The sequence below is a fragment of the Thermostichus sp. MS-CIW-30 genome, from assembly GCF_054058015.1.
This window is the reverse complement of record NZ_JBSRZW010000021.1, coordinates 34,832-58,905: the sequence shown is the minus strand read 5'-3', so window position 1 is coordinate 58,905 and position 24,074 is coordinate 34,832. Positions and strand designations below refer to the sequence as shown.

Genomic DNA, 24,074 nt, shown 5'->3' with positions numbered 1-24,074 from the left:
GGCGTGGCTGGCGTGTTTGGGGGTGCGCTGTTTAGTGCCATGCACGGGTCGCTGGTGACCTCGAGCCTGATTCGGGAGACCTCGGAAGAGGAGTCTCAGAACCTGGGGTACAAGTTTGGGCAAGAGGAAGAGACCTACAACATTGTGGCGGCGCACGGGTATTTTGGCCGGTTGATTTTCCAGTATGCGTCGTTCAACAACAGCCGGAGCCTGCACTTTTTCCTGGCGGCTTGGCCGGTGATTGGGATTTGGTTTACGGCGCTGGGGATCAGCATCATGGCGTTCAACCTGAACGGGTTCAACTTCAACCAGTCGATTGTGGACAGCAACGGTCGAGTGGTTGGGACGTGGGCTGATGTGTTGAACCGTGCCAACCTGGGGATGGAAGTGATGCACGAGCGGAATGCGCACAACTTCCCGCTGGATTTGGCGGCGGTGGAGGTAGCGCCTGCGGTGCGTGGCTGATGGCCTGACCTGACGCTTCAACAGCATTGGTGGATCCCCCGGCTTGGTCTGGGGGATTTTTTTGTTCTCTTTGCTGGGGTGATCTTTCCCAGAGCTTTTCTAGAGTTAAATTGGGGCCATTGCCTCTGTGACTTAGGGATATGGCAATCATTTCTTCTCGGGATACAGGCCAGAACGCTGAGGGCCCCAAGCGGCGGCAGCAAAAGTCTTCAGCCTGGAGAAAAGAAGGCAGAGAGTTGAGCTTTGCTGGGGAAAGGGGAGCGGATCCCTCTGCCCTGTTGCAGCCGCAAGCCCACCCTGGCGAAGCCCAGGAAGAATCCCTGCGCCCGCGCACCCTGGCGGAATATATTGGCCAGACGGAACTTAAAGAAGTGCTCTCCATTGCCATTGCGGCGGCCCGCGCTCGCCAAGAGCCTCTGGATCACCTGCTGTTCTACGGCCCGCCTGGTCTAGGCAAAACCACGGTGGCAGCAGTGCTGGCGGCAGAAATGGGATCCCAGTTCTACATGACCACCGCGCCGGCTTTGGAGAGCCCCCGCGACATTGCCGGGTATTTGGTGCGCTTGAAGCGGGGGGATGTGTTGTTTATTGACGAGATCCACCGCCTGCCCAAGGTTACAGAAGAATTGCTCTATCCGGCGATGGAGGATTTTCGTCTTGATATCACCATTGGCAAAGGTCGCTCTGCTCGCATCACCTCTCTGCCCTTGGAACGCTTTACCCTCATCGGGGCCACAACCCGCATTGGCGCCCTCACTTCTCCGCTGCGGGATCGCTTTGGCCACGTGCAACGGCTGCACTTTTACGAGCCTCACGAGCTGGTGCAGATCGTGCTGCGCACGGCTCGCCTCTTAAATGTCTCCACCGATCCAGAAGGGGCTGCAGAGATCGCCCGCCGTTCTCGGGGCACGCCCCGCATTGCCAACCGCCTGTTCAAGCGGGTGCGAGATTACGCCCAGGTGCGAGGGGATGGCCACATTAGCCAAGAAGTGGCAGCAGCCGCTCTGGAGCTGTTCCAGGTGGATCCCATGGGTTTGGATTGGATCGATCGCAAGCTGCTGACGGTGCTGGTGGAGCAGTTCGGTGGAGGGCCAGTGGGCTTGGAGACGATGGCCGCGGTGACGGGTGAGGATCCCCAAACCATTGAAGAAGTGTATGAGCCTTATCTGCTGCAGATCGGCTACCTGCAGCGCACGCCCCGGGGTCGAGTGGTTACCCCTGCTGCGCTACGGCATCTGGGCTATGAAGCCCAGTCTCCTCTGCCTTTGTGGAGCTAATTTGTCTTTCCCTTCTCCCGCAAGGAGAGAAGGGGTTGAGAGCTCCATATCTAGCTGCGGTCATTGCCCACAGGGCTGAAGCTGGGCACCACCAGCTCGCGGTTTTGCTTGGTAAGGCGACCGTACAGCTCCTGCGTGTTGGGGAAGTTGGCCGCCGGCAAGGTGGGGAAGCGGCGATAGGGCACCGTGTCCTCGCCGAAGAGATCCCGATACTCCTGGGTGTTCAGCAGGGCGCGCACAAAGGCTTTCACCCCCTGGGTGGCCAAGATCTGGTTGTACTTGCGGATCTCCTGCTGGTTGAGGGGTGCACGGCCCAGGAAGTGCTTGGTGCCCAGCTCGATCACCTTGGTGTTGGGATAGGGGGCATAGAACTCGGAGCGGTACAGCTCGGAACACCCCAGGGCCTCGATGAACTCCTTGACGGTGATCTCGCCGTTGCGCAGCTTGGACTCGGCAGAGCTGAGCTCGGCGCTGATGTTGTAGATGTCCATATCCCGCTCGAAGACCTGCCGGTAGGCGGCGCGGATGAGGTTGTTGACTTCCGCTTTGTTGGCCAGGCTGGTGAGCTTGAAGACAGGGATCTCTTGGCGTACCTTGGGCACCCCCTGCTGGGCCCGCCGCTGGATTTCCAGCTCGCCGGAAGGCATATCCCGAGGCTGACCCAACTTGACAAAGAGAGGGATGTCGTCGTCGGTGCGAATGGGCTTGGTTGCAACAGCCATGTCGCTGGATCCCGACCGCATCCGCCGCAACGCCAGACCGCCGGGGGTGAGGTAGCGCTCATAGGGCACGATATCTTCCCCGAAGACCTGCTGGTACTCCTCGCTGTCGAGGATGGCGTCCACGACGGCGTAGAACCCTTGCTTGGAGGCGATGTCAAATAGGCGGTTCATCTCCTGGCGCCCGTAGGTGGGTCGGCCCAGCAGCTTGCGGTGGATGAACTCGATGGCTTTGCAGACATACAAGCTGGACCAGTACTTGTTGCGGAAGAGATCCGACTTGGCCAGTTGGCGCACAAACTCTTTGACAGGAATTTCCCCCGACTCCAGCTTGATCTCCCAGCGGGTCAGCCGTTGGCCTTCGTAGGGCATGTAACCGTACACCTGCTGGTAGCAGGCGCGGATCACCGCCTGGGTGGATCCCTCGCTGCCGACAATGCCGGCCCGCACCCCTAGCCGCCGGCTGCGATCGCCGGGAGTTTGGGTGAGCTTGAAAACCTTCGGGCCAAGGCTGCCGGGATCCCCCACTGCCTTGGGATTGGTGCGCTCGTTGGTCAGGGCAAAGCCGCGCCGGATGAGGATGCGCTTGACATCTTTGTTGAAGGGAGCAGGGCGGGCGCTGAGGGAACGGGTTTCCTTGGGGAAGATGGCCCCAAATTGGATCTCCAGCGGGTCATTGCCGGAGCCATAGGCATGCTGATCCGGCAGGGGCCGGTTGTAGCGGGCAAAGAGGGTAATGAACTGGGGCACCTTGCGGCGGGGGGCAGCGTAGGTGTAGAGGTCGAATTTGGCCCCCCAGTTGGCGCTGGTTTGGGCTTCTATCCCCAGCTTGCGCAGGTAGGGTACCGTCTCCTCGCCGAAGTAGTCCCCGTACTCGCGGCTGTCCACCAGCGCGTCCACCAGGCCGGCCAGACCCTTGCTGGAGATGATGGAGAAGTAGGTCTGCACTTCCTCGCGGGTTTCGGGAGCCCGCCCCAGGAAGTGGCGGAAGGCCAGCTCCACGACGCGGCTGTTGATGTAAGGCTCGTAGAACTGCTTGCGATACAGCTCCGATTTGCCCAGGCGGCGAATGAACTCCTTCATGGAGATCTCGCCGTTTTTCACCTTCGACTCCAGGTCGGAAAGCTTGAGGCCGTAGGCGCGGCGGATATCCCGCTCAAACACCTGTCGATAGGCGGCCTTGATGACTTCTTCTTTCTCGGCGTTGGACAGCCCCGGCTTCATGGCAAAAACGGGAACTTTCTCGGCAGCCAAGTTGTAAACCTGGGGTAGCTGCAGCCCCTGCAGGGGCAGGCCGTCGGCGGTGCTGGCATTGCGCTGCCGCAGCTTGTCGGAAGGGGCGGGGGCGATGAACTCGCTCAGCAAGACATCGAAATATTGGTTGATGATGGCAACTGCTTCGGCATCTTTGCGGAAGTAGCCAGCCGCTGCCCGCTTCATCTCTTGAATGGCGACAATGGTGGCCTCGGCGGAGCAGGCATTTTCGATGATCTCCCGCAGGCCGCGGGTGTTGACGGCGATGATACTGGGATCCCCGGCCACCAAAGCGTAGGTGACGTAGCGCAAAAACCAGCTCAGATCCCGCAGCGATTTGCGCATGTTGGCAGCTCCGTAGCGGGAGATGTTGATGGGGCGGAAATTGGGGGGAATCTCCACACCGCTGGCGCTAAAGATGTTGCGGATGGCCTCAATGAATCCGCCGGTGGATTCCACGTAGAAGGCAGTACCCAGCTTGAAGGCTTCTTTCTCGTCTTGGGTCGCTTCTGGCCGCTCCAGATAGGCCATGGGCGAGCCCCCTGTGAAGATGCGGTTGGCTGCCCGGCTGACGATGATTTCCGAATTGGCCGCAATGACCTCGGCAATCTCTAGCCGTTTCAGGCCGCTGGAGAAAAAGTCCTCGAGGCGATCCAGCTCGGTGCGTCCCAGATAGCGATCCTGCTGTTCCGCCTGGGAGATGGTCGATACAGGCACGGTTTGGTAGAGACGGGGGTTGGAAACGACTGCGCCAGCGGATACGTTGATACCCATCGATCTTTTAAACTCCGTTTTGATCGAAAAAACTGCCGACAAAGGCCGAGGACAGTGCCATCGAAGGGGGTGAAGAGGCTGACCCACGACTGGAGGAGCATCCCTCTCTGAGCTGAGAAGGATCGATGCCCGATCCCTGAGGGGGAAGCCAAGCCTAGAATACTAGGGGCACGGGCCCAGAGTGGGGAGGTTGTTGCAGTTTGTAACACTGTTTCTCATCCACAAAGACATGGCTCTCAACCCAGCTCTACCCTCCCATCTGTTGTCTTCCGCTTTTCTCCTTGAGGATTGGGAGCAGGGACATTACGAACGCGTTACCCAGGTTTTACAGCAACAGCTCGAGCAGGGATCCCCCTCTCCAGAGCTGTATTGGGAGCTGGGAGCCGCCTATCTCCTGCTGGGTCGGGAACTGGAGGCGCAGCTGGTGTGGCAAGAGGGCTTGGCGATGCTGCAAGCGGGGGGGGTGGCCGAATCCGAGGCCGTCTACCACCTGCTGAGGAGCTTGCAGGCTTTGGCGGAAAGCCTGTGGGAGAAGGGCCATTGGCCGCAGGCAGCAGCTCTGTATCGGCAGCTTCTGGAGTTGGGGGATGGACAGCTGGAGCTGTCTTCTGGCCAGGCTTTGGCTGCTCACCGCATTGGCCTGACCCAAGAGCGGAGCCGGCTGTGGGCTGCGGCAGCGGAGTGGTTTGAGCGGGCTTGCCAGCAGGATCCGACGGCGGCAGAGAGTTTTTGGCGCTGGGGCTTGGCCCTGATGAAGCTGGGCCGTTTGCGAGAGGCGATTTCCCCTCTGCAGGAGGCTGCGCGGCTGCGCCCTGAGTGGGGGGATCCCTGGGTACAGATGGGCCTGGCGTGGCTGGATCTGCAGGATCCAGTTCAGGCTGTGGGGTGTTTCCAGGCGGCTGAGGCGCGGGGCACCGGGACAGCGCAGCTCTACAGCTACTGGGCGGAAGCGGAAGTGCGGTTGGCTCACCCTGAGGCGGCTTGGGAGAAGGTTTGCCGAGCGGTGGCAGCGGAACGGAATTGGGTGCAGGCGTGGTGCGAGGGCAGCGGCAGAGAAAGCCCTCTGCGGTCTGGACTGGAGCAGGCATGCAGAGGGGAGGGCCCCGATTGCCTGCTGTACTCGGCTTGGCGGCAGCGTTGGGCTCCAGAAGGCGTTGCCCCTCCAGCAGACTCCTTTTCCCAGAGCACTCCCCCTACAACTGACTTCTGGCCAGTGCCAACCCAAGGCTACCTCACCACCCGACAGTGGCATCAGGCCACGGGCGAAGGGGACTACCAACTGCTGGATCCAGGGGGGGTTCTCTGTCTGAAAGCGCCCCCTGCGGCTGATCCCGCCATTTTGCAAAAGTTGCGCCCGCAGCGCATCCCCTTGGCAGAGACCTTTGTCGCCCAGATCCCCCGAGGATCCGTCCACGTGGGCCACTATCCCCGCCACCTCTACGCCAGCTTTGCCAGCGGGGTGCTCACCCGCCGGGGAGAATTGCTCGCCGATCTATCCCTGAGCTTGCCGCCGCCGGAGTTCCTCGACTGGGACTACAGGCCAGATCACCTGCGACACCACCCCCTGCTGGGCTTGCCCCATCTCCCCCCACCGATCCCACTGGATGGCCCCGTTGCCCTCTTGCCCTTGGGAGCGGTCAACTACTTTCACTGGATGGTGGATATTTTGCCTGCCTTGGATATCCTGCGGCGGTCGGGCGCCCTGGAAAAGGACATCCCCATCTTGATCCACGGGTATCAAAGAAAGCCCTTTCAGGTGCAGAGCTTGGCTGCTTTGGGGATCCCAGCCGAGCGCATCCTCAGCTTTGAGCAGTTGGGGGGATCCCATCTGCAAGCCCAAAACCTGATCGTGCCCTCAGCAGGCGCTCCGGTGGGGTGCTTGACCCCTAGGGGATTGGAGGTGCTGCGGCAACTGGCCCAGCCGAGTTTCTCCATCGACCCCCTGCAGCCGCGGCGGATTTACATCAGCCGTCGGTCTGCCCGCTGGCGGCGGGTGATCAACGAAGCGGAGGTGCTAGCCTGTTTGCACCCTTGGGGATTTGCACCGGTGCAAATGGAAACCCTTTCTCTTCAAGAGCAAATAGCCCTAATGCAAGGGGCAGAGGCGGTGATCGGGATCCACGGGGCGGGCCTAACCAACCTCGCCTTTTGTCCACCCGGCACCACCGTCATCGAGATCTTGCCCAGCAATGCAGTGCTTCCCTATTTTTGGAGTATTGCTCAGGTGGCAGGGCTAAGGTACTTCCCCTTGGTGGCACCTGTTTGTGATCCGGCTTTGGTGGCTCTTCTTTCCAGCCCCGATTTGGATCGAGAAGATGCCTGGGCTCGGATCCCGGACTTGCTGGAGGTGCTGGAACAGACAGGGATCAGAAGATGATGGGATCGGAGGGACTCGAACCCTCACGTTCTTTAGGAACAACGGATTTTAAGTCCGTAGCGTCTACCATTCCGCCACGATCCCATCTGTCGGCAACAGCCGTACTACTCTACCAAACTGCTCGCCTTGGGGAGGCAAGTCTTTAAGTTGGTTCACCCAGCCCTGCAGTGGAGGGTATGAAGTAGGGGATTGCTGCCCCTGCTGATGGGATCCCTGCTGTGCCCGCTGGCTTGAAGCTCCTACAACTTCTCTTTCAAAAAAACGTTGGCCACCCAGATCCCCACCACCGCCAAGGCGGCCATCCCATAAAAGGTATAGCTATAGCTGCCCAGCCTATCGCGAATTTGCCCCGCGATCATCGTTCCCACCAAGGCCCCAACTCCATAGGCGGTAAACACAATGCCGTAGTTCTGGGCGTAGCGTTCGGGATCAAACAAGCGCAGGGTCAGGGCGGGAGCCATGGCCAGCCACCCCCCCAGGCAAAACCAAAGCAAGGAAAAGGCTACCCAGTAGCCCAGAAGGGATCCCTGGGGAGGCAGGAGCATCAGCCCACAGGCCAGCAGGATCAGCCCATAGGAGCCCGTAGTGACCTGATGGGGATGTAATCGATCGGCCAACCAGCCAAACAGAGGACGGCTGAGCCCGTTGAAAATGGCGAAGAGAGCCACGCTGTTGGCAGCCGCAGGGGGATCCAGGCCGATCAGCTCTTCCCCCACAGGACCAGAAATCCCAATGGCGCTTAAACCGATCAGAGTGCCGATGGCGTAGCAGATCCACAGGCCATAGAAGGAGGGGTTTCTCAGCAGAGGGAGAGAGCGCCGAGAAGTCAACGGAGAGCGATCTGGGCCATTCGTGGATTTTCTTGGAAAAGGTGAGGAAGGGATCCAATCGGGGGGAGGAAATCTCAGTTGGGTTGCGATCCCCAAGATCACCGCTGCAAAGAGGATCCCCAAAATCAGCAGCGTAGGCCGAGCCCCCAGTGCCTCGATCAAGCGGTTGGCTAGAGGAGCGGTAAGCAGGGGGGATAGGCCAAAGCCGATAATGGTGGACCCCACCGCCAATCCCTTGCAATCGGGAAACCAACGGGCTGCCACGGCCATCGGCACCCCATAGGCAACCCCTACTCCGCTACCGGCAATCACCCCATAGCAGAGGGTGATCCACCCAATGGAGGGGGCGAAGCTGGCCAGCCCATAGCCCAAACCCACCAAGCTGCCCCCCAGAGCCAGTACTCGGCGGGATCCCCAGCGGGGGATGACAAACCCTGTGATGGGCATGAGGGTAGCGTAGAACACGAGGGCAACCGTGTAGGGCAGCAGGCTCTCACTGGCCCCGATCCCCAGCTCTGTTTCCAGAGGCTTGCGGAAAATGCTCCAGGAATAGACGGTTCCCAGGCAAAGAAGAACCAGGAGCCCCAGGAGGATAAAAAGCCATCTCCCTCCATAGGCTGGTTGTCTATACAAAGTAATGGGGGATCCAACCCTTTTCATGGGTATTTGGAGCTTGTTAGCTTGTGGGGGCGTGGGGTAGCTAAGCCCCGCACTGTAACCGTAGCATCAGTGTCGGGATACAGATACCCCCACATGGTGTATGATGGGAGTAGTTGTACAAAACGGCGTTGCCGGAATCTGGTACAACTACGCGGTAGGGCATTCCGTGTCTGCGCGTGGAGGGTTCTTGCGAAGGCTCCCCGATGAAGCGCGAAGCCCACGCTGTACCTGTAGGGTCAGCGATGGGAGTATGTCACAGCTGAGTTCAACCCATTCTCTCAGCCCTTTCGAGGATGAGCCGATAGGAATAGAATTGCTTGAATTGTTCAGCCAACCGTTGGCTAGAGGCGTTTGGCCTCTACCGTCTTGGGCAGAGACAAAGGCTCCGGCAGCTCCGGGATGGACAATTCCCAACCGTTGCTCAAGGTGAAAATGGTTTCCCCGGCCTCTGAACGGGTGGCCACAACCGATTCTTCCAGATCTTTTTTGGGAACGTAGACCATCAAATGCCCGTAGGCACTTTCGTGCAGGATGACTTTCATAGCCCTTTCTCCACAAGTTCCAGCTCTTGGGCGCGGCACCCCACCACCAAGCCTTTGGCCAAGCAGTGGACGGCATAGACGTAAAACCGTTGTAGAAAGGTGCCAATGGAAATCACGTAACCTTCGTCGCCCGGAACGGCCAAGATTTTCCCCACCGGCTGGCCGAAGAAGGTGCCATCGTTGCGGATGACCTTACGGATGCGGACTTTGTCGCCCAGCTCAAATTGGGGAGGGCGATCCAGCTCCAGTTCGTCGCTCATGGGGTACCTCCTGTGATTTCTGCCAACACCTGACAAAGCTCTTGGCGGGTTAGGCTGCGGCCTACTTGGCGCGCCCGTCGAGACACGGCTGCCAAAATGGCCTGAGATTTGGAAGTTTCCTTTCCGGACAAGCGGTTAGACAACATCGGGATGGCTCTCCTCTGGGATGGGTTCTGGAGTGTGTTGCGCCCATTGCGTCAGCGTTGCGCGGCAATAACGGGCCAGCTCCGCGGGCGGGATCGGATGCTTGCAGTGGGTGACGTGCTGCCGCACCTGTTCCAGGAGCTTTTCCAGTTGGCCAGGTGGGATCTGCTCGACAGGGATCCCCTGTTCCTTGAGGATTTGCAGCAGCAAATGCCTGCCGGAGTGTTTGCCCAACACCAGCCGCCGCTGGCCGCCCACGGCTTCTGGTGGGAAAGGCTCATAGGTCTGGGGATCCCGCAGCACCCCTGCAGCGTGAATGCCCGACTCGTGGGCAAAGGCGTTGTCACCGACGATGGCCTTCCAGGGGGGGAGGGGAGCACCGCTGGCCCGCGCCACCTGTTGAGACAGCTCCCGCAAACGGCGGGTATCCACCCCAACATCGATCCCCAAGGTGCAGCGCAGAGCCATCACCACCTCTTCCAAGGGGGCATTGCCGGCCCGTTCCCCCAAGCCGTTGACGGTGGTGTTTACCGACTGAGCGCCGGCGCGGATTCCGGCTAAGGCATTGGCAGTGGCCATGCCCAGGTCGTCGTGGGTATGCATCTCCACAGGGATATCGATGGCCCGCACCAGACGGCGAATCTGCTTGTAGGTGCTAAAAGGATCCAAAATGCCCACCGTATCGCAGTAGCGGAAGCGCCGACAGCCCCAGCTTTGGGCCATTTGGGCCAACTCGATCACCTGCTCCAGGGGGGTGCGGCTGGCATCTTCTGCCCCCACCGAGACCCACAGCCCTTGCTCCAAGGCCATCTCCACGCATTGGCGCAACTGTCGCAGCAGCCGAGGGCGATCCCCTTGGAACTTGGCAGCGATTTGCCGATCCGAGACCGGCACGGAGATGTGGATCCGCTTGAGGCCGCAACGAATAGAGGCGAGGATATCGCTGGGCACAGCCCGGTTCCACCCCAGCAGGTGGGCCCGCAGCCCCAGGCTGAGCATGGCGCGAATGGCTTCCGTTTCCACGGCGCCCATGGCCGGGATCCCCACCTCAATTTCGGGTACGCCAATGGCATCCAAGAGGGCGGCAATGGAGATCTTCTCGGGGATTTGGAAGGCTACCCCTGCTGCTTGCTCCCCATCGCGCAGGGTGGTGTCGTTGATGGTAACAGAGGAATTCATGGGATCCATCCTCCAAGACCTACGGCCCGCCTAGGCAATCGGTAACCGTCGATGGTGCTCCGCACCGCTAGCGGGACCCCGGTTGCGTCAGGGCAATCATGTCCAGGGTAGAAAGCTCAACCAAGTTGCCGCAGAATTCATCAGATTCCTGTAAGGCTTGGCTGTTCCTCTTAGCGGGGTGGAGTCTTTGGAGCAGGGGATCCTTGACAAAGTCCGACAAAGTCCGGCCTTTGGGATCCCGCTGCTCTGGCCATCAACGAATTAAGTCGAAGGAGATGTCGGTTTTGCCGGGAATGATGCTGCGCCGATCTGCCTCATCCAGAATGGTGTTGACAATCCAGTTAAGGAGGTTGAGCGCCCCCACATAGCCATAGGTGGGGTAGCGGTGCAGGTGGTGGCGGTCGAAGATGGGGTAGCCGATGCGCACCAAAGGTGTGCCCGTATCCCGCCACAGGTATTTGCCGTAGGAATTGCCGATCAGCAGATCCACCGGCTCGGTGAACATCAGAGAGCGCAGATGCCAGAGATCCTTGCCCCCCCAGACGGTTGCCCCCTGCCCATAGGGGCTAGAGGCCAGCAGCGTCCGCGCCTCGGTCTCAAACTCCTCGTTGCTGTTGGTCACCACCACATGGATCGGCTCCGCTCCCAGCTCCAGCAACAGGCTGAGCAAGCCCATCACCAGATCCGGATCCCCATACAGGGCTACCCGCTTGCCGTGGATCCACGCTTGGGAGTCCGTGAAAGCATCCACCGCCCGGCCCCGTTCGATCTCCAGCTCGGCGGGAATGGGCTTGCCCGTTAACTGGGATAGCTGCATCAAAAACTCATCCGTGCCCCGAATACCCACTGGCCGCGCCGTCAGGGTGGGCCGACCCGAGGCCTCTGCTAGAAACTCCAGGGTCTTGGGCGTGGTGTAGCGCTGGAAGGAAAAAGTAGCCTCGGCGTTGAGGCATTGGGCAGCCGCCTCCAAAGGGGTTCCTCCGGGATACATGTGGAAAGTGCCGTCGTTGGGCGAATCCAAATAGTCGGAGTTGTCCGCCAGCAAAGTCAGCGGGATCCCAAATAAGCCGAAGATGCGCTTGATCTCCCGCAAGTTGCCCACGTAGGTATCGAAGCCAGGGATGACGTTGATGTGGCCATTGCTGCCTGTGCGGCCCACCGGCTCGGTGAGGGTGCTGAGAATGGCCTTGAGCATGTTGTCATAGCCGGTGATGTGGGATCCCACAAAGCTTGGCGTGTGGGCATAGGGCACCGGGAAGTTGTGGGGAATAACTCCCTCATTTCTGGCCGTGGTGATGAAGGCTCCCAGGTCATCCCCGATCACCTCCGCCATGCAGGTGGTGCACACGGCGATCATCTTGGGCTTGTAGAGGGCGTAGGCATTTTCCAGTCCCTCGATTAGGTTTTTGAGGCCGCCAAACACCGCCGCATCTTCCGTCATCGAGGTGGAGACCGCCGAAAAGGGCTCCTTAAAGTGGCGGGTGAGATGGGTGCGAAAATAGGCCACACACCCCTGGGATCCATGGACGAAGGGCAGAGTTCCCTCAAAGCCGACAGCGGCGAAGATGGCCCCTAAGGGCTGGCAAGCCTTGGCAGGGTTTATCGTCAAAGCTTCCCGCTGAAAGTTTTTCTCCCGGTATTCCCAAGATTTTGTCCATTCGGCCACCCGGGCCACTTCTTCCGGGGAAGGGAGATCTTCAAAGGTTTGCTTGCACTGCAGAAGCGCCTGATATTCCGGATCTTGAAACAGGCGGGCGTGATCTTTGATGTCTTGGATATCTTGCGGCATGGTCGGTCTCCTAATGAGGGGCAGGGGAAGGAAGGGCCGTTCGCGTTTGGGATCCCGGCGGCAAGCTAAGACTTCCAGGGGGCTTTGACCAGATCCCAGGTGGGGCTATTCAAGGCCAGATCCATATCGCGGGCGAACACGGCAAAGCCGTCGTAGCCGTGGTAGGGGCCGGAGTAGTCCCAAGAGTGCATCTGGCGGAAGGGCAAAGCCATCTTTTGAAAGACGTACTTCTCCTTGATGCCGGAGGCGATGAGATCTGGCTTCAACCTCTTGGCAAATTCTTCAAACTCGTAGCCGGACACGTCATCGTAGATGAGGGTGCCGTCGTCGATGTACTGGGTGGTGCGCTTGTAGTCGTCGCCGTGGCCGAATTCGTAGCCGGTGGCAATCACCTCCATGCCCAGCTCCCGGAAGGCCGGAATGACGTGGCGGGGCCGCAGTCCGCCCACCATCAGCATCACCCGCTTGCCCTCCAGGCGGGGACGGTACTTGGCAATGATGGCCTCGCTCTGGGGCTTGTACTTGGCGATCACCTGCTCTGCCTTGGCCTGGATGGTCTCGTCAAACCGCTGGGCGATGGCCCGCAGGGATTTGGCAATTTGGGTGGGGCCAAAGAAGTTGAACTCCAGCCAGGGGATCCCGTAGGCTTCCTCCATGTGGCGGCAGATGTAGTTCATGGAGCGGTAGCAGTGGATGAGATTCAGCTTCACCCGAGGGGCAAGCAGCATCTCGTTCCAGGTGCCATCGCCGGAAAACTGGGTCACTACCCGCAGGCCCATCTCCTCCAGCAAAATCCGGGAAGACCAGGCGTCGCCGCCGATGTTGTAGTCCCCAATCAGGGCCACATCATAAGGGCCGGGCTCAAAATTGAGGGATCCCTCCTTGGCTTTCTTGTCGGCAATGGGCAGAACCCAGTCCCGCACTGTATCGTTAGCAATGTGGTGGCCCAGGGACTGGGAAACCCCCCGAAAGCCTTCGCAGCGCACCGGTACCACCGGCTTGCCAATTTCTTTGGAAACTCTCTTGGCCACTGCCTCGATGTCATCCCCGATCAAGCCGACGGGGCATTCGGACTGGATGGTAATGCCTTTGGCCAAGGGGAAGAGTTCGCTGGCTTCCACCAAGAGTTTGGCCAGTTTTTTGTCCCCCCCGAACACCACATCTCGCTCCTGAAAATCGGAGGTGAACTGCATGGTAACGAAGGTATCTACCCCGGTTGTGCCGACGTAGTAATTGCGCCTTCCCGACCAGGAGTAGTAGCCGCAGCCCACGGGGCCATGGCTGAGGTGGATCATGTCTTTGACCGGCCCCCACACCACTCCTTTGGAACCGGCGTAAGCACAGCCGCGGGTGGTCATGACGCCGGGGATGGATTTAATGTTAGATTTTACTCCGCAATCTGCTTTGCCCTCGTCATAGACGTTGAGGTGCTTAGCTCTCTTTTTCTGAGCTTTTTCGGGGTAGGTTTCCAGAACCTCCGTTACGATTTTCCGGGTTTCCTCTTTGAGGGTACTTTTCAGAGTAGTCATGAGAACCTCAGCTATTGGGTGTCATGGATAAAAGCCACAGTGCGAAGGGGGGCTGAGGGAGGAAACCAGCTACCCCCAGCCCGTCTTTTCGGGGATCAGACAGGGGCCAACTCTTTTTCGGTTTTGCCGATGAGGTGGGCGATTTTCTGGTCGTCGTCCAAAACGCCGAACTCTATCAACAACTGCTCCAGCTCATCCATAGAGATGGGGGTGGGGATCCTCAGATCCGTGTTGTTGATGATCTTTTTGGCCAAGGCCCGATACTCGTCAGCTTGGTTGCAGTCGGGGGAGTACTCGATCACCGTCATGCGGCGCAATTCTGCGTGCTGAACCACATTGTCGCGGGGGATGAAATGCAGCATTTTGGTGTTGAGCTTTTCGGCCAGAGCCTCGATCAGCTCGATCTCGCGATCCACTTTGCGGCTGTTGCAGATCAAGCCACCCAAGCGCACGCCGCCAGAGTAGGCGTATTTCAGCACGCCGCGGGCGATGTTGTTGGCCGCATACATGGCCATCATTTCGCCGGAGCAAACAATGTAGATCTCTTGGGCCTTGCCCTCCCGAATGGGCATGGCAAAACCGCCGCAGACCACGTCCCCCAGCACGTCGTAGCAGACAAAGTCCAGATCCTCGTAGGCACCGTTTTCTTCCAAGAAATTGATGGCGGTGATGATGCCTCGTCCGGCACAGCCAACACCAGGCTCGGGGCCACCGGATTCCACGCAGCGCACCCCTCGGTAGCCGGTGAGCACCACTTCTTCCAGCTCCACGTCTTCTACGGATCCCCGCTCAGCCGCCAGGTGAAGGACGGTGGTCTGGGCTTTGCAGTGCAACATGAGGCGGGTGGAATCGGCCTTCGGGTCGCAGCCGACGATCATGATCCGCTGTCCCAATTCGGCCATACCAGCAACGGTATTCTGACAGGTGGTGGATTTGCCGATACCGCCTTTGCCGTAGAATGCAATTTGTCTCATGGTTCAGTTCTCCTAATGAAGACTTGAGGAAAAACTTGAGGGCGACTTAAGGGTTAGAAATCTCTTGCCAATGGGCGCAACTGGTCGCATTAGCGAGACGGGATCCTTACTGCAAAGGATTTCAGCTCGCGGGGAGGCAGCCTTGGATCCCTTGGAATCCAAAAGCAAACCGGTTGAACGGTGGGGCTCTCCCGAATCGAGGCAGGAGATGGGGGAAGCGACGGGGAGTAACAGTGGGGCAGATCATAGGGCTCTCAGGCTTATCGAGAATGGGCAACTAGAGGGCATGCACGGTTAAGGTGGGCCACACCTGTTCTTGCAGGCGGGTTTCGATGAGCAACCGCAGGGTGTTTTGCTGGCTGGGGCAGGTGGTGCAGGATCCCTTGAGGCGTACCCACACCTGATCCCCTTCCAGGTCGTACAGCTCCACATCGCCGCCATCGGCCAACAGCAGCGGGCGAACTTCCTCCTCCAGGACGGCCTGAATGCGGGCGATCTTTTGCAAGGTGGTGAGGGGAGGGGGTGTCGCTGTTGCCGAGACAGGAGGGGGAGCAGCAGGAGAGGGCTCTGTCTGGTTTTGGGAGTTCCCTTTTGAATTTCTTGAATCTTCTGAAGGGATCGTGTCGGTCTCGGCCAGAACGGCGGCAATCAGGTCTTCAATCTGGGCCAGGCAGGAACCACAGCCACCACCCGCTTTGCTGTAGGCTGTTACTTCCTCAGCGGAGGTGAGGCGGTTTTCCCGGATCAGGCGGCGGATCTTTTGCTCGCTGACGCCAAAGCAGGAGCAGACCAAGGCGCTGTCATCATCCGTATGGTCAGGTAGGGGAAGGCCGCGATAGCTGTAGATGGCTGCCTCCAGAGCCTCTTGCCCCATCACCGAGCAGTGCATCTTGGCGGGGGGCAAGCCGCCCAGGTAATCGGCGATCTGGCGGTTGTCGATCCGCAGGGCTTCATCCAGAGTGAGGCCGGTGATCAGCTCCGTCAGGGCCGAGGAAGAGGCAATGGCGCTGGTGCAGCCGAAGGTTTGGAAGCTGGCAGCCAAGATGCGCTCGCTGGCCTCGTCCACCTTTAAGTAGAGCCGCAGGGCATCGCCACAGGTGATGCTGCCCACTTCTCCCACCACCACCCGAACACCAGGCTCGGAGCTGGGATCCATCGCCCCTTGGTTTTTGGGGTGGTAGAAGAGTTCCAAAACTTTTTCGCTGTAGTCCCACATGGCTGGATCCTGAGTTGAGGATGCTAACGGTCGAGGGAAGATGAGTTTGAGGGGGGTCAGCGGCGAGCCAGTTCCCGTTCCTGCTGTTGCAGCCAGTCTTCCGCCTCGTGGCTGAAGGGGGAGATGGCCCGCAAATGCTCAATGATCCCCGGCAAAACCTCCAGCACCCGCTCCACCTCTGCCGGCTGGGTAAAGCGAGAGAGGCTGAAGCGGATTGAGCCGTGCAAAACGGTGTAGGGCAGGCCCATGGCCCGCAGCACATGGGAGGGCTCCAGGGATCCGGAAGTGCAGGCGGAGCCGGAGGAGGCGCAGATGCCGTATTTGTTCAGCCAGAAGAGGATCGCTTCCCCTTCCACGAACTTGAAGCCCAAGTTGGTGGTGTTGGGCAGCCGCTGAGTGGGGTGGCCGTTAACCTGGACATCCGGGATCCGCTGTAGCAAGCCCTGCTCCAGGCGATCCCGCAGCAGCCGCTCATGGGGATCCCCCAGGTGGGCTTGGGCCAGCTCAGCCGCTTTGCCCAGGGCGATGATGCCCGGCACATTTTCCGTCCCGGCGCGGCGGCCCCGCTCTTGATGTCCTCCCAGCAACAGAGAACGGAAGCGAAAGCCCCGCCGCACATAGAGGGCGCCGATCCCCTTGGGGGCATGCAGCTTGTGCCCGGAAAGGGTGAGGAGATCCACCGGCAGGCGCTGCAGATCGAGAGGGATCTTGCCCACCGCCTGTACTGCGTCCACATGGACAACAGCCCCATAGCTGCGAGCCAGGGATCCCACCGCCTCGATGGGGAAAAGCACGCCCGTCTCGTTGTTGGCGGCCATGCAGCTCACCAGGGCAGTATCGCCGGTCAGGGCTGCTTCCAACTCCAGCAAGTCCAGGCAGCCTTGCTCATCCACCGAGAGGTAGGTGACGCGGTAGCCTTGTTTTTCCAGGTGCTTGCAGACGTTGAGCACCGAGGCGTGCTCTACCTGCGTGGTGATGATGTGGCGCTTCTGGGGTTGGGCTGCCAAGGCTGCATAAATGGCCGTGGTGTTGCCTTCGGTGCCGCCACTGGTGAAGACGATCTCCGTCGGGTCGGCTCCCAGAAGGGCTGCCACCTGTTCGCGGGCTTGGTTAAGGGCACGCCCCACCTGGCCGCCAAAACTGTGCATCGAGGAGGGGTTGCCGTAGAAGGTCTGCAAATAGGGCAGCATCGCCTCCAGAACCAGGGGATCCACGGCGGTGGTGGCGTTGTTGTCCAGGTAGATCACAGGGTTCATACAGGCTCCGGTACAAGATAGGGGTTGGGCAAAGTTAAACGGCTTGCGGAGCGTGGGAATGGCACTGCTTTGGGCAAATGCGGGCGCAAGCCTGACAGCCGATGCAGAGGGCAGCGTTGAGGATGGTCATCACTTTGCGCTCACTTTCTTCTTCCTCTTCGTTGTCGACAAACTCGCCGTCTTCGTTGAGGGCTCTGAGGGCGAACACACCCCGGCCACAGACTTTGAGGCAACGGCTACAGCCGAGGCAGCGGCTGATATCCAGGCTTTCGATAAACTGTGGGATCCAGGGCAGTCCGCCTTTGGTGAGAGCAGTTACAGTAGCCATGGCCGCGTCTCCAAAAGATGAGGTCTCAAGATCGGGAAGATTTGCTGTCCAAGGTCTGGTTGACCAACCAGGTGCGGTAAAACTTGAGGGCCACCGTTTCAATGAGGTCGTAGTCTTCCACCACTTCGATGCCGGCCTCGCGAATACGCTTCATGGGGCAATCGCCGATCTTGGAGACCAGCACGGCTCGGCAATCCCGGATGAGATCCAGGATTTGCTCTAGGTTGTTGTCCTCCCCGGATCCCCCGTGGCAGTACTGCGGAACCTTGCGGTGGCCGACAAACTGCGCCCCACGGGCGTTGACCTCGTAGATCAAAAACTCCCGTGCATGGCCGAAGTGGCGATTGACCAAGCCACCGCCTTTGCTGGCCACGGCCACCAGGATGGAGGGGCTGTCGGGAGGCAGGTCAGCTGTCCAGTGGGTTGGGGTTGACTGCTGCTGAGCTTGCAGTTGGGCAATGCTTGCCTGGACCTGGCGGCGTTTTTCGGGGTCGTATTCGGGGGTCATCTGCATAAAGCGCTCCTTGGTAAACTCTTGGCTGCGGTCTTCCCCCAGAAGGCCCACCGCGTCCGCCCGACACTGGCGACAGTGGCGCATCATCCGCATGTTGCCGGAGCACCGATCTTGCAGGGCTTTCAATTCCTGAGGGGTGGGGCCCCGCTGGCCGATGAGGCCGAAGTAGGTGCCGTGTTCAGGCGCCGAGATCAGGGGCATGATGTTGTGCAAGAAAGCCCCTTTCTCCTGGATCACCCGGTTCACTTCCAAGAGGTGGGTGTCGTTGATGCCGGGAATGAGAACGGAGTTGACTTTGCAGAGGATGTCTGCCTCCCGCAGCAGATCCAGGCTTTCCATCTGCCGTTCGTGCAGGATGCGGGCTGCCTCCACCCCTCGAATGCGCTTGCGTCGCCAGCGGATCCAGGGGTAGATCCTGGCTCCGATCTCCGGATCCACCATGTTGATGGTCAGGGTGACGTGGTCAATGTTCAGCCGTTTGATCTCGTCGATGTAGTCCGGCAACATCAGGCCGTTGGTGGAAAGGCAGAGCTTGAGATCCGGAGCTTTCTCGGCAATGCGGGCAAAGGTCTCGAAGGTTTGCTTGGGGTTGGCCAAGGGATCCCCAGGCCCAGCAATGCCCACCACCGTCAGTTGCGGGATCTTGCCGGCAATCACCAGCACTTTGTGGGCGGCTTCCGCCGGGGTAAGCAGCTCGCTGACCACACCGGGCCGGCTCTCGTTGGCACAGTCGAACTTGCGGTTGCAGTAGTTGCACTGGATGTTGCAGGCGGGGGCTACCGCCACGTGCATGCGGGCGTAGTGATGGTGAGCTGCTTCGCTGTAGCAGGGATGGGTGGCGATGCGTTGCTGCAGATGAGGGGGGAGAGCCTGGCGGGGGCTGCTGCTGCAAGCGCAGGCCGATGGGGAAGGGGATCCCTGGCGGGGCGGAGTTGAAAGGGGCGGCATAGTGGGGTCAACCAGGGGATAGAACGTTACTGGCGGTTATATCAACCGCCCTCTGCCCGCTCCGTTGCACTCAGCCCGGTAGAACTGATCGAGTTTATTGGCTTTGTACTCAAGACCTGCAAAGCCTGATGGCAGGCCAAATCCAACTTTTTTTAGGGGTCAAGGGTCTGGTTTTTCAAGGCCGGGGATGCCGTATTTTGACCCAAAGGGGCGGGGGATCCGGCTGTGGGGAGGATCCCCGGAATCCCTGATTCGACAAGGGCTTGGGGCAATGCTTAGGAAATACTAAAAATCTGCTCAGATGCACTCAAGCGCCGCAGCCTCGGCTGCGTTTTGCATCAATTGCTACGATTTAATATCGTATCAGCCCAAAAGTGTATTGAAAATAGCCGTTTGAGTTTGAGGAAAGATCCCCCTGGGGCAAAGTCCTCGCCAAGGAAGTGAAGACTATTGCGGCGGCAGGCCGTCGGACTTTCTTGTTGTGACAGGGGGGATGTACTCGCTCAAATACCCATACCCTTCCCCAAAAATACCGGATCCCTGCGGGCAAAAGACTCAACCCCCTGCCCTCAGAAAAACTTTTTTTGCCCTCTGGGCCAAGCTTCCAGGGTTTGAGTACATCGGCAATAACTCAATCAATCCTGATCGCCCGCTGCCAAGCCTGAGCCCCTGCAGCCGCTTGCTATAAGCGGGGGATATAAGCGGGGGAACAGAAACCCAACGGTTCTGCCCTCTGCTGAGACTCCCTCCTGCTTCCCAACCGGTGAGCTTATGTCCCCCCTTGTTTCTCCCCCACCGAAAACGGCTGAAGTGCTGCAGGTGCCCCGTTGCGATCGCTGGCGGATTCTCTACCGTCTGCAGGAGCTGGATTTGACCTGTGGCTGTACCCCGACCGGCCAACTGTGGGTGATGATTCGCACCCCCACCGAAGCCCTCCTCGTCCACAGTGTGCTCCGCCTTTTCGCCCTTGACCGCTCTGGCTGGCTGAGTTGGTTGGATCGCTGCTGGTCTCTCCAAACCTGGGATCCCCCTGAGAGATCTGCAGGAGGGGATGACCACCCCTGAACCTCTGCCGTTTGCCTTCTTGCTTCTCCTGTTCACCTCGTTTTGGTAGCGCCAATGACCACTCCATCCCCCTCAACTCGCTCCTTCCAACAAGTCCGAGACAACCCCGTTCACCTGGGACGGGAGATCACGGTTCCCATCTGCGAGGGCCTCAACCTGGCTTGGGCCAGTCTTCAGGGGCTGTATTTGCAGTATCTGAAGCACCATCTGGTTGTCGAAGGAGCAGAGTTCTACTCAATTCACCAATTTTTCAACGAAAGTCTACAGGAAGTTCAGAACCACGCCCATGAGGTGGGGGAGCGCCTGAACGGCCTAGGTGGGATCCCGGCCTCCAGCTTTGCCAAGCTGGCGGAGCTGTGCTGCTTCAGCCCAGAAGGGGACGATGCGTTGGCTGTGCGGCCCATGCTGGAAGCGGATTTGCGGGCCGAGCAAAGCCTAATCGATCTGCTGCGTCGCCAGGCGGCTCTGGCGGAAAGTGTTGGGGATCGCGCCACCCGTCACCTCTACGAGCAGATTTTGCTGCGGACGGAAGAACGGGCCTTTCACCTGGCCCACTTTCTGGCTGCCGACAGCTTGGTTTTGGGCTTGTCCCCATCCTAGCTTGCCCATCTACGCCCACCCCTCGTTTTGGGAGACTCTGCCATGCTTACCCCCGATCGGGCGCCGCTGCTGCAGTTTTTGCAAGTTGAGCTTGGGATCCCGGAATCCGCCCTCACCTTCGCCCTGAAACGGCATGGGTGTGAACAGGGCCCTTTGCCCATGATTCTTTGGCATTACGGGCTGATTTCCTTGGAGCAACTAGAGCAGATTTTTGAATGGTGTGCTCCCCCTCCTCTTGTTACCAATTCTACCCATTCGGAGGTTTAAGCCATGACTTATCCCTACCCTTCTCTTCCCTTTCCCAGAGTCGGCAACCCTTTGGGATGGCTCGGCCTGGTTTTGAACTCAATTTTCAGATCCGCCCTGAAGTGGCCGCGCCGCTGGCTCAACAGCATTGAAATTCGGGGATCCCGGCAGGCCCGTTGGATTTGTCGTTTGATCCCGGCTTCCTGTCCCTTTGAGCGGGATATCCGGCTGGGATCCCGCACCGTCCACATTCCGGCCCTCTGTCGCATCAACCCCCTCTACGAGGAGATCATCGCCCTGCGGCTACGGGCGGCGGCTTATCTGGCCGAAGCTGCGGCTCAACCCCAGCCCCCCTCTTCTCAGGAGATCCCATCATGCCCTTGATCAGCCGAACCAAAGTGGCGGAGCTGCTCAACGAGACCGCCTGCGAGCACAACCACAAGAAAGACGGCAAAGGCAAAAACAAGGTCTGTGCCGAGCAGGCCAAGCCCGGAGGAGCGCAGGGAGGCTGTGCCTTTGATGGGGCTTCGATTGCCCTGGTGCCGATCGCCGATGCCGCCCATCTAGTACATGGGCCAATCGCCTGCAGCGGCAACTCTTGGGGGACGCGGGGCAGCCTCTCTTCTGGCCCCCAGCTTTATCGGGTGGGCTTCACCACCGATCTGAGCGAGAACGAGATCATCTTCGGGGGGGAGGAAAAGCTGTTCCAGGCCATCCTTGACTTGCAGGCCAAATACCAGCCTGCCGCCATTTTTGTCTATCTCACTTGTGTAACTGCCCTCATTGGCGACGATGTGGAGGCCGTGTGTCAGCGGGCCAGCCGCCAGCTTGGGATCCCGGTCATTCCGGTGAATGCGCCCGGCTTTGTGGGCAGCAAAAACCTAGGCAACCGTCTGGCCGGAGAAGCCCTGCTGGACTATGTTATCGGCACCGCCTCCCCGGAGTACACCACTCCCCGCGACATTAACCTCATCGGCGAGTACAACATTGCCGGCGAGCTGTGGGATGTCTTGCCTCTGTTTGACGAGCTGGGGATCCGCATCTTGGCCAAGATCACCGGCGATGGCCGCTACCGCGAGATCTGTACCGCCCACCGGGCCAAGCTGAACGTCCTCATCTGCGCCAAAGCCCTGCTCAATGTGGGCCGCAAGATGCAGGAGCGCTACGGGATCCCCTACATCGAGGCTTCCTTTTACGGGCTGCAGGAGATGAACCACTGCCTAAGGGCCATTGCCCAAGGGCTGAAGGATCCGCAACTGCAGGAGCGTACCGAGGCCCTCATCGAGCGGGAAACTCGCGCCACCGAGGCGGCTTTGGCCCCCTACCGGCAGCGGCTGGCGGGCAAACGAGTTGTCCTTTATACCGGCGGGGTGAAAAGTTGGTCGATCATCTCCGCCGCTCGAGATCTGGGGATGCAGGTAACGGCCACCAGCACCCGCAAAAGCACCGAAGAAGACAAAGCCCGCATCCGCGAGCTGCTCGGCCAGGATGGCATTCTCTTGGACAAGGGCAGCCCTCAAGAGCTGCTCAAGGTGGTGGAGCGCACGAAAGCGGACTTGCTCATCGCCGGCGGACGCAACCAGTACACCGCCCTCAAGGCCCGCATCCCCTTTCTGGACATCAACCAGGAGCGGCACCACGCTTATGCCGGCTATCGCGGCCTGGTGAACTTGGCGCGGGAGATCGATGCCGCCCTCCACAGTCCCATTTGGGAGCAGTTGCGACGGCCTGCCCCCTGGGAGACCTCAGCAGCAAAGGAGGTGGGAGGATGGCCCAGTTGATTCAAGAACGCAAGCCCCTCAGCGTCAACCCCCTCAAACTCAGCGCTCCGCTGGGGGCGGCCCTGGCCTTTCTGGGGATCAAGGGCTGTCTGCCGCTCTTCCACGGTTCCCAAGGCTGTACGGCCTTTGCCAAAGCGCTGCTGGTACGTCATTTCCGCGAGGCCATTCCCATGTCCACCACTGCCATGTCCGAAGTGGACACCATCTTGGGAGGCGAGGAGAATGTCGAAGCTGCCATCCTCACCTTGGTGGAGAAGGCCCAGCCGGAGCTGATTGGTCTTCTGACCACCGGCCTCACGGAAACCCGCGGGGACGATATGCCGCGCATCCTGCGGGAGCTGCGCCGACGCCAGCCGCAATTGCAGGATCTGCCCATCGTCTTGGCCTCCACGCCTGACTTTAAGGGATCCCTGCAAGACGGCTATGCCATCGCCGTCAACAGCTTGGTCAGCACCCTGCCGGAATCGCCGTCGGGATCCGTCCGCCCTGCCCAGGTAACGGTGCTGTGCGGGCCTGCCCTCACCCCTGCCGACGCCCAGGAGATCAAAGAAATGGCGGAGGCTTTTGGCCTAGAGCCGATCCTGGTGCCGGATCCCGCGGGTTCCCTGGACGGACACTTGGGCACCGGCTTTAGGGCGACCCCAGACGGCGGCACCACCCTTGAGCAATTGCGCCAGCTCGGGCGATCCGGCCTCACCATAGCTGTCGGCGAGAGCATGCGCCCTGCCGCTCAGATCCTGGCCCAGCGCTTTGGCACCCCCTATCGGGTTTTCCCCCACCTGACCGGTCTCAAGGCTGTGGATCCCTTTTTGGCAACCTTGGCCGATCACAGCCAGCAGCCGGTGCCCTCTCGCTACCGCCGCCAGCGCAGCCAGGTTCAAGATGCCCTCCTGGATTGCCACTTTTTCTTCGGCAACCAGCGGATTGCCTTGGCCCTAGAAGCCGATCTGCTCTGGGGGTGGGTGGACTGGCTGCTGGATATGGGCTGTCAGATCCAGGCGGCCATCAGTCCCACACCGGATCCCCACTTGACCACCCTTCCCATTGAGGCAGTGCGGGTGGGAGATCTGGGGGATCTGGAGGAGCTAGCACCCGGGGCTGACCTGCTGGTGGGCAACTCCCACGTGGCGCGCCTGGGCAAGCGGCTGGGGATCCCGGTGCATCGGATGGGGATCCCCATCTTCGACCGGCTGGGGGCCAACCACCTCTGTCAGGTGGGCTATCGCGGCACCCTATCCCAACTGTTTGCCGTCGGCAACCTGCTGATGGAGCAGGAGGAAGCCCGTCACCCCAGCCCACCCCAGGTTTCTGGGCATGGATTCTAAGGGATCCAGAGCTTCGAGCTAG

General features: G+C 59.9%; 21 protein-coding genes, 1 tRNA gene and 1 pseudogene. 9 read left to right on the top strand and 14 right to left on the bottom strand.

Annotated elements, in window-relative coordinates; translation table 11 throughout:
- A pseudogene (locus ACVWXW_RS10085) lies at nucleotides 1-465 on the top strand (photosystem II q(b) protein); the annotation flags it as partial.
- A 140-nt stretch (nucleotides 466-605) separates the two neighbouring features.
- Nucleotides 606-1,742 (top strand): Holliday junction branch migration DNA helicase RuvB, encoded by a 1,137-nt coding sequence (gene ruvB, locus ACVWXW_RS10080; RefSeq protein WP_457388670.1) that lies wholly within the window; start codon nucleotides 606-608, stop codon nucleotides 1,740-1,742.
- Nucleotides 1,743-1,792: 50 nt separating this feature from the next.
- On the opposite strand, the gene ACVWXW_RS10075 is transcribed toward ruvB, so the two are convergent.
- A complete protein-coding gene (locus ACVWXW_RS10075; protein ID WP_457403735.1) occupies nucleotides 1,793-4,489 on the bottom strand; it encodes a phycobilisome rod-core linker polypeptide in 2,697 nt (898 codons plus the stop codon).
- Between the two features lie 193 nt (nucleotides 4,490-4,682).
- Between ACVWXW_RS10075 and ACVWXW_RS10070 the strand changes: the two genes are divergently transcribed.
- Nucleotides 4,683-6,866, top strand: coding sequence for a glycosyltransferase 61 family protein (locus tag ACVWXW_RS10070; RefSeq protein ID WP_457403734.1), 2,184 nt, complete (start codon nucleotides 4,683-4,685; stop codon nucleotides 6,864-6,866).
- Here ACVWXW_RS10070 and ACVWXW_RS10065 read toward each other — a convergent pair.
- From ACVWXW_RS10065 to nifB, 13 genes are all read right to left on the bottom strand, one after another.
- Nucleotides 6,867-6,950, bottom strand: a tRNA-Leu gene (locus ACVWXW_RS10065).
- A 155-nt stretch (nucleotides 6,951-7,105) separates the two neighbouring features.
- Nucleotides 7,106-8,362, bottom strand: a complete 1,257-nt coding sequence (locus ACVWXW_RS10060; RefSeq protein ID WP_457403736.1) for an L-lactate MFS transporter — start codon at nucleotides 8,360-8,362, stop codon at nucleotides 7,106-7,108.
- 335 nt (nucleotides 8,363-8,697) lie between these two features.
- Nucleotides 8,698-8,898 (bottom strand): putative nitrogen fixation protein NifT, encoded by a 201-nt coding sequence (gene nifT / locus ACVWXW_RS10055; protein WP_011430645.1) that lies wholly within the window; start codon nucleotides 8,896-8,898, stop codon nucleotides 8,698-8,700.
- Nucleotides 8,895-9,158 (bottom strand): nitrogen fixation protein NifZ, encoded by a 264-nt coding sequence (locus ACVWXW_RS10050; RefSeq protein ID WP_011430646.1) that lies wholly within the window; start codon nucleotides 9,156-9,158, stop codon nucleotides 8,895-8,897. The genes nifT and ACVWXW_RS10050 overlap by 4 nt, the downstream gene beginning before the upstream one ends.
- On the bottom strand, nucleotides 9,155-9,304 hold the full coding sequence (locus ACVWXW_RS10045) for a hypothetical protein (RefSeq protein ID WP_011432085.1): 150 nt from the start codon (nucleotides 9,302-9,304) through the stop codon (nucleotides 9,155-9,157). Before ACVWXW_RS10045 ends, ACVWXW_RS10050 begins: the two co-directional genes overlap by 4 nt.
- Nucleotides 9,294-10,481 (bottom strand): homocitrate synthase, encoded by a 1,188-nt coding sequence (gene nifV / locus ACVWXW_RS10040; protein WP_457403732.1) that lies wholly within the window; start codon nucleotides 10,479-10,481, stop codon nucleotides 9,294-9,296. The genes ACVWXW_RS10045 and nifV overlap by 11 nt, the downstream gene beginning before the upstream one ends.
- A 253-nt stretch (nucleotides 10,482-10,734) precedes the next feature.
- Nucleotides 10,735-12,270 carry a nitrogenase molybdenum-iron protein subunit beta gene (nifK, locus tag ACVWXW_RS10035; protein WP_457403731.1) on the bottom strand — a complete coding sequence of 512 codons (1,536 nt, stop codon included), beginning with the start codon at nucleotides 12,268-12,270 and terminating at the stop codon, nucleotides 10,735-10,737.
- A gap of 65 nt (nucleotides 12,271-12,335) precedes the next feature.
- Nucleotides 12,336-13,799 carry a nitrogenase molybdenum-iron protein alpha chain gene (nifD, locus tag ACVWXW_RS10030; RefSeq protein ID WP_457403730.1) on the bottom strand — a complete coding sequence of 488 codons (1,464 nt, stop codon included), beginning with the start codon at nucleotides 13,797-13,799 and terminating at the stop codon, nucleotides 12,336-12,338.
- 95 nt (nucleotides 13,800-13,894) lie between these two features.
- Nucleotides 13,895-14,773 carry a nitrogenase iron protein gene (gene nifH / locus ACVWXW_RS10025; protein WP_011430651.1) on the bottom strand — a complete coding sequence of 293 codons (879 nt, stop codon included), beginning with the start codon at nucleotides 14,771-14,773 and terminating at the stop codon, nucleotides 13,895-13,897.
- Nucleotides 14,774-15,050: 277 nt separating this feature from the next.
- Complete coding sequence (nifU, locus tag ACVWXW_RS10020) at nucleotides 15,051-15,989, bottom strand: Fe-S cluster assembly protein NifU (RefSeq protein WP_011432081.1); 939 nt, start codon at nucleotides 15,987-15,989, stop codon at nucleotides 15,051-15,053.
- Nucleotides 15,990-16,045: 56 nt separating this feature from the next.
- Nucleotides 16,046-17,245: a cysteine desulfurase NifS gene (gene nifS, locus ACVWXW_RS10015; protein WP_041436140.1), complete on the bottom strand. Its 1,200-nt coding sequence runs from the start codon at nucleotides 17,243-17,245 to the stop codon at nucleotides 16,046-16,048.
- Between the two features lie 34 nt (nucleotides 17,246-17,279).
- Nucleotides 17,280-17,573, bottom strand: coding sequence for a ferredoxin III, nif-specific (gene fdxB / locus ACVWXW_RS10010; RefSeq protein WP_011432079.1), 294 nt, complete (start codon nucleotides 17,571-17,573; stop codon nucleotides 17,280-17,282).
- Between the two features lie 25 nt (nucleotides 17,574-17,598).
- Nucleotides 17,599-19,035, bottom strand: a complete 1,437-nt coding sequence (nifB, locus tag ACVWXW_RS10005; protein WP_457403728.1) for a nitrogenase cofactor biosynthesis protein NifB — start codon at nucleotides 19,033-19,035, stop codon at nucleotides 17,599-17,601.
- 771 nt (nucleotides 19,036-19,806) lie between these two features.
- Between nifB and ACVWXW_RS10000 the strand changes: the two genes are divergently transcribed.
- The 6 genes from ACVWXW_RS10000 to nifN are packed head-to-tail and all read left to right on the top strand — an operon-like array spanning nucleotide 19,807 to nucleotide 24,052.
- Nucleotides 19,807-20,100 (top strand): Asr1405/Asl0597 family protein, encoded by a 294-nt coding sequence (locus tag ACVWXW_RS10000; protein ID WP_414416372.1) that lies wholly within the window; start codon nucleotides 19,807-19,809, stop codon nucleotides 20,098-20,100.
- Between the two features lie 54 nt (nucleotides 20,101-20,154).
- Nucleotides 20,155-20,700 (top strand): ferritin-like domain-containing protein, encoded by a 546-nt coding sequence (locus ACVWXW_RS09995; RefSeq protein WP_011432075.1) that lies wholly within the window; start codon nucleotides 20,155-20,157, stop codon nucleotides 20,698-20,700.
- Nucleotides 20,701-20,742: 42 nt separating this feature from the next.
- Nucleotides 20,743-20,967 (top strand): DUF2949 domain-containing protein, encoded by a 225-nt coding sequence (locus tag ACVWXW_RS09990; RefSeq protein WP_011430659.1) that lies wholly within the window; start codon nucleotides 20,743-20,745, stop codon nucleotides 20,965-20,967.
- 3 nt (nucleotides 20,968-20,970) lie between these two features.
- On the top strand, nucleotides 20,971-21,330 hold the full coding sequence (locus tag ACVWXW_RS09985) for a Mo-dependent nitrogenase C-terminal domain-containing protein (protein WP_011430660.1): 360 nt from the start codon (nucleotides 20,971-20,973) through the stop codon (nucleotides 21,328-21,330).
- Nucleotides 21,321-22,727 carry a nitrogenase iron-molybdenum cofactor biosynthesis protein NifE gene (gene nifE, locus ACVWXW_RS09980; RefSeq protein WP_457403726.1) on the top strand — a complete coding sequence of 469 codons (1,407 nt, stop codon included), beginning with the start codon at nucleotides 21,321-21,323 and terminating at the stop codon, nucleotides 22,725-22,727. The genes ACVWXW_RS09985 and nifE overlap by 10 nt, the downstream gene beginning before the upstream one ends.
- Nucleotides 22,715-24,052, top strand: a complete 1,338-nt coding sequence (gene nifN, locus ACVWXW_RS09975; RefSeq protein ID WP_011432072.1) for a nitrogenase iron-molybdenum cofactor biosynthesis protein NifN — start codon at nucleotides 22,715-22,717, stop codon at nucleotides 24,050-24,052. The genes nifE and nifN overlap by 13 nt, the downstream gene beginning before the upstream one ends.
- The last annotated feature ends 22 nt before the right edge of the window (nucleotides 24,053-24,074 follow it).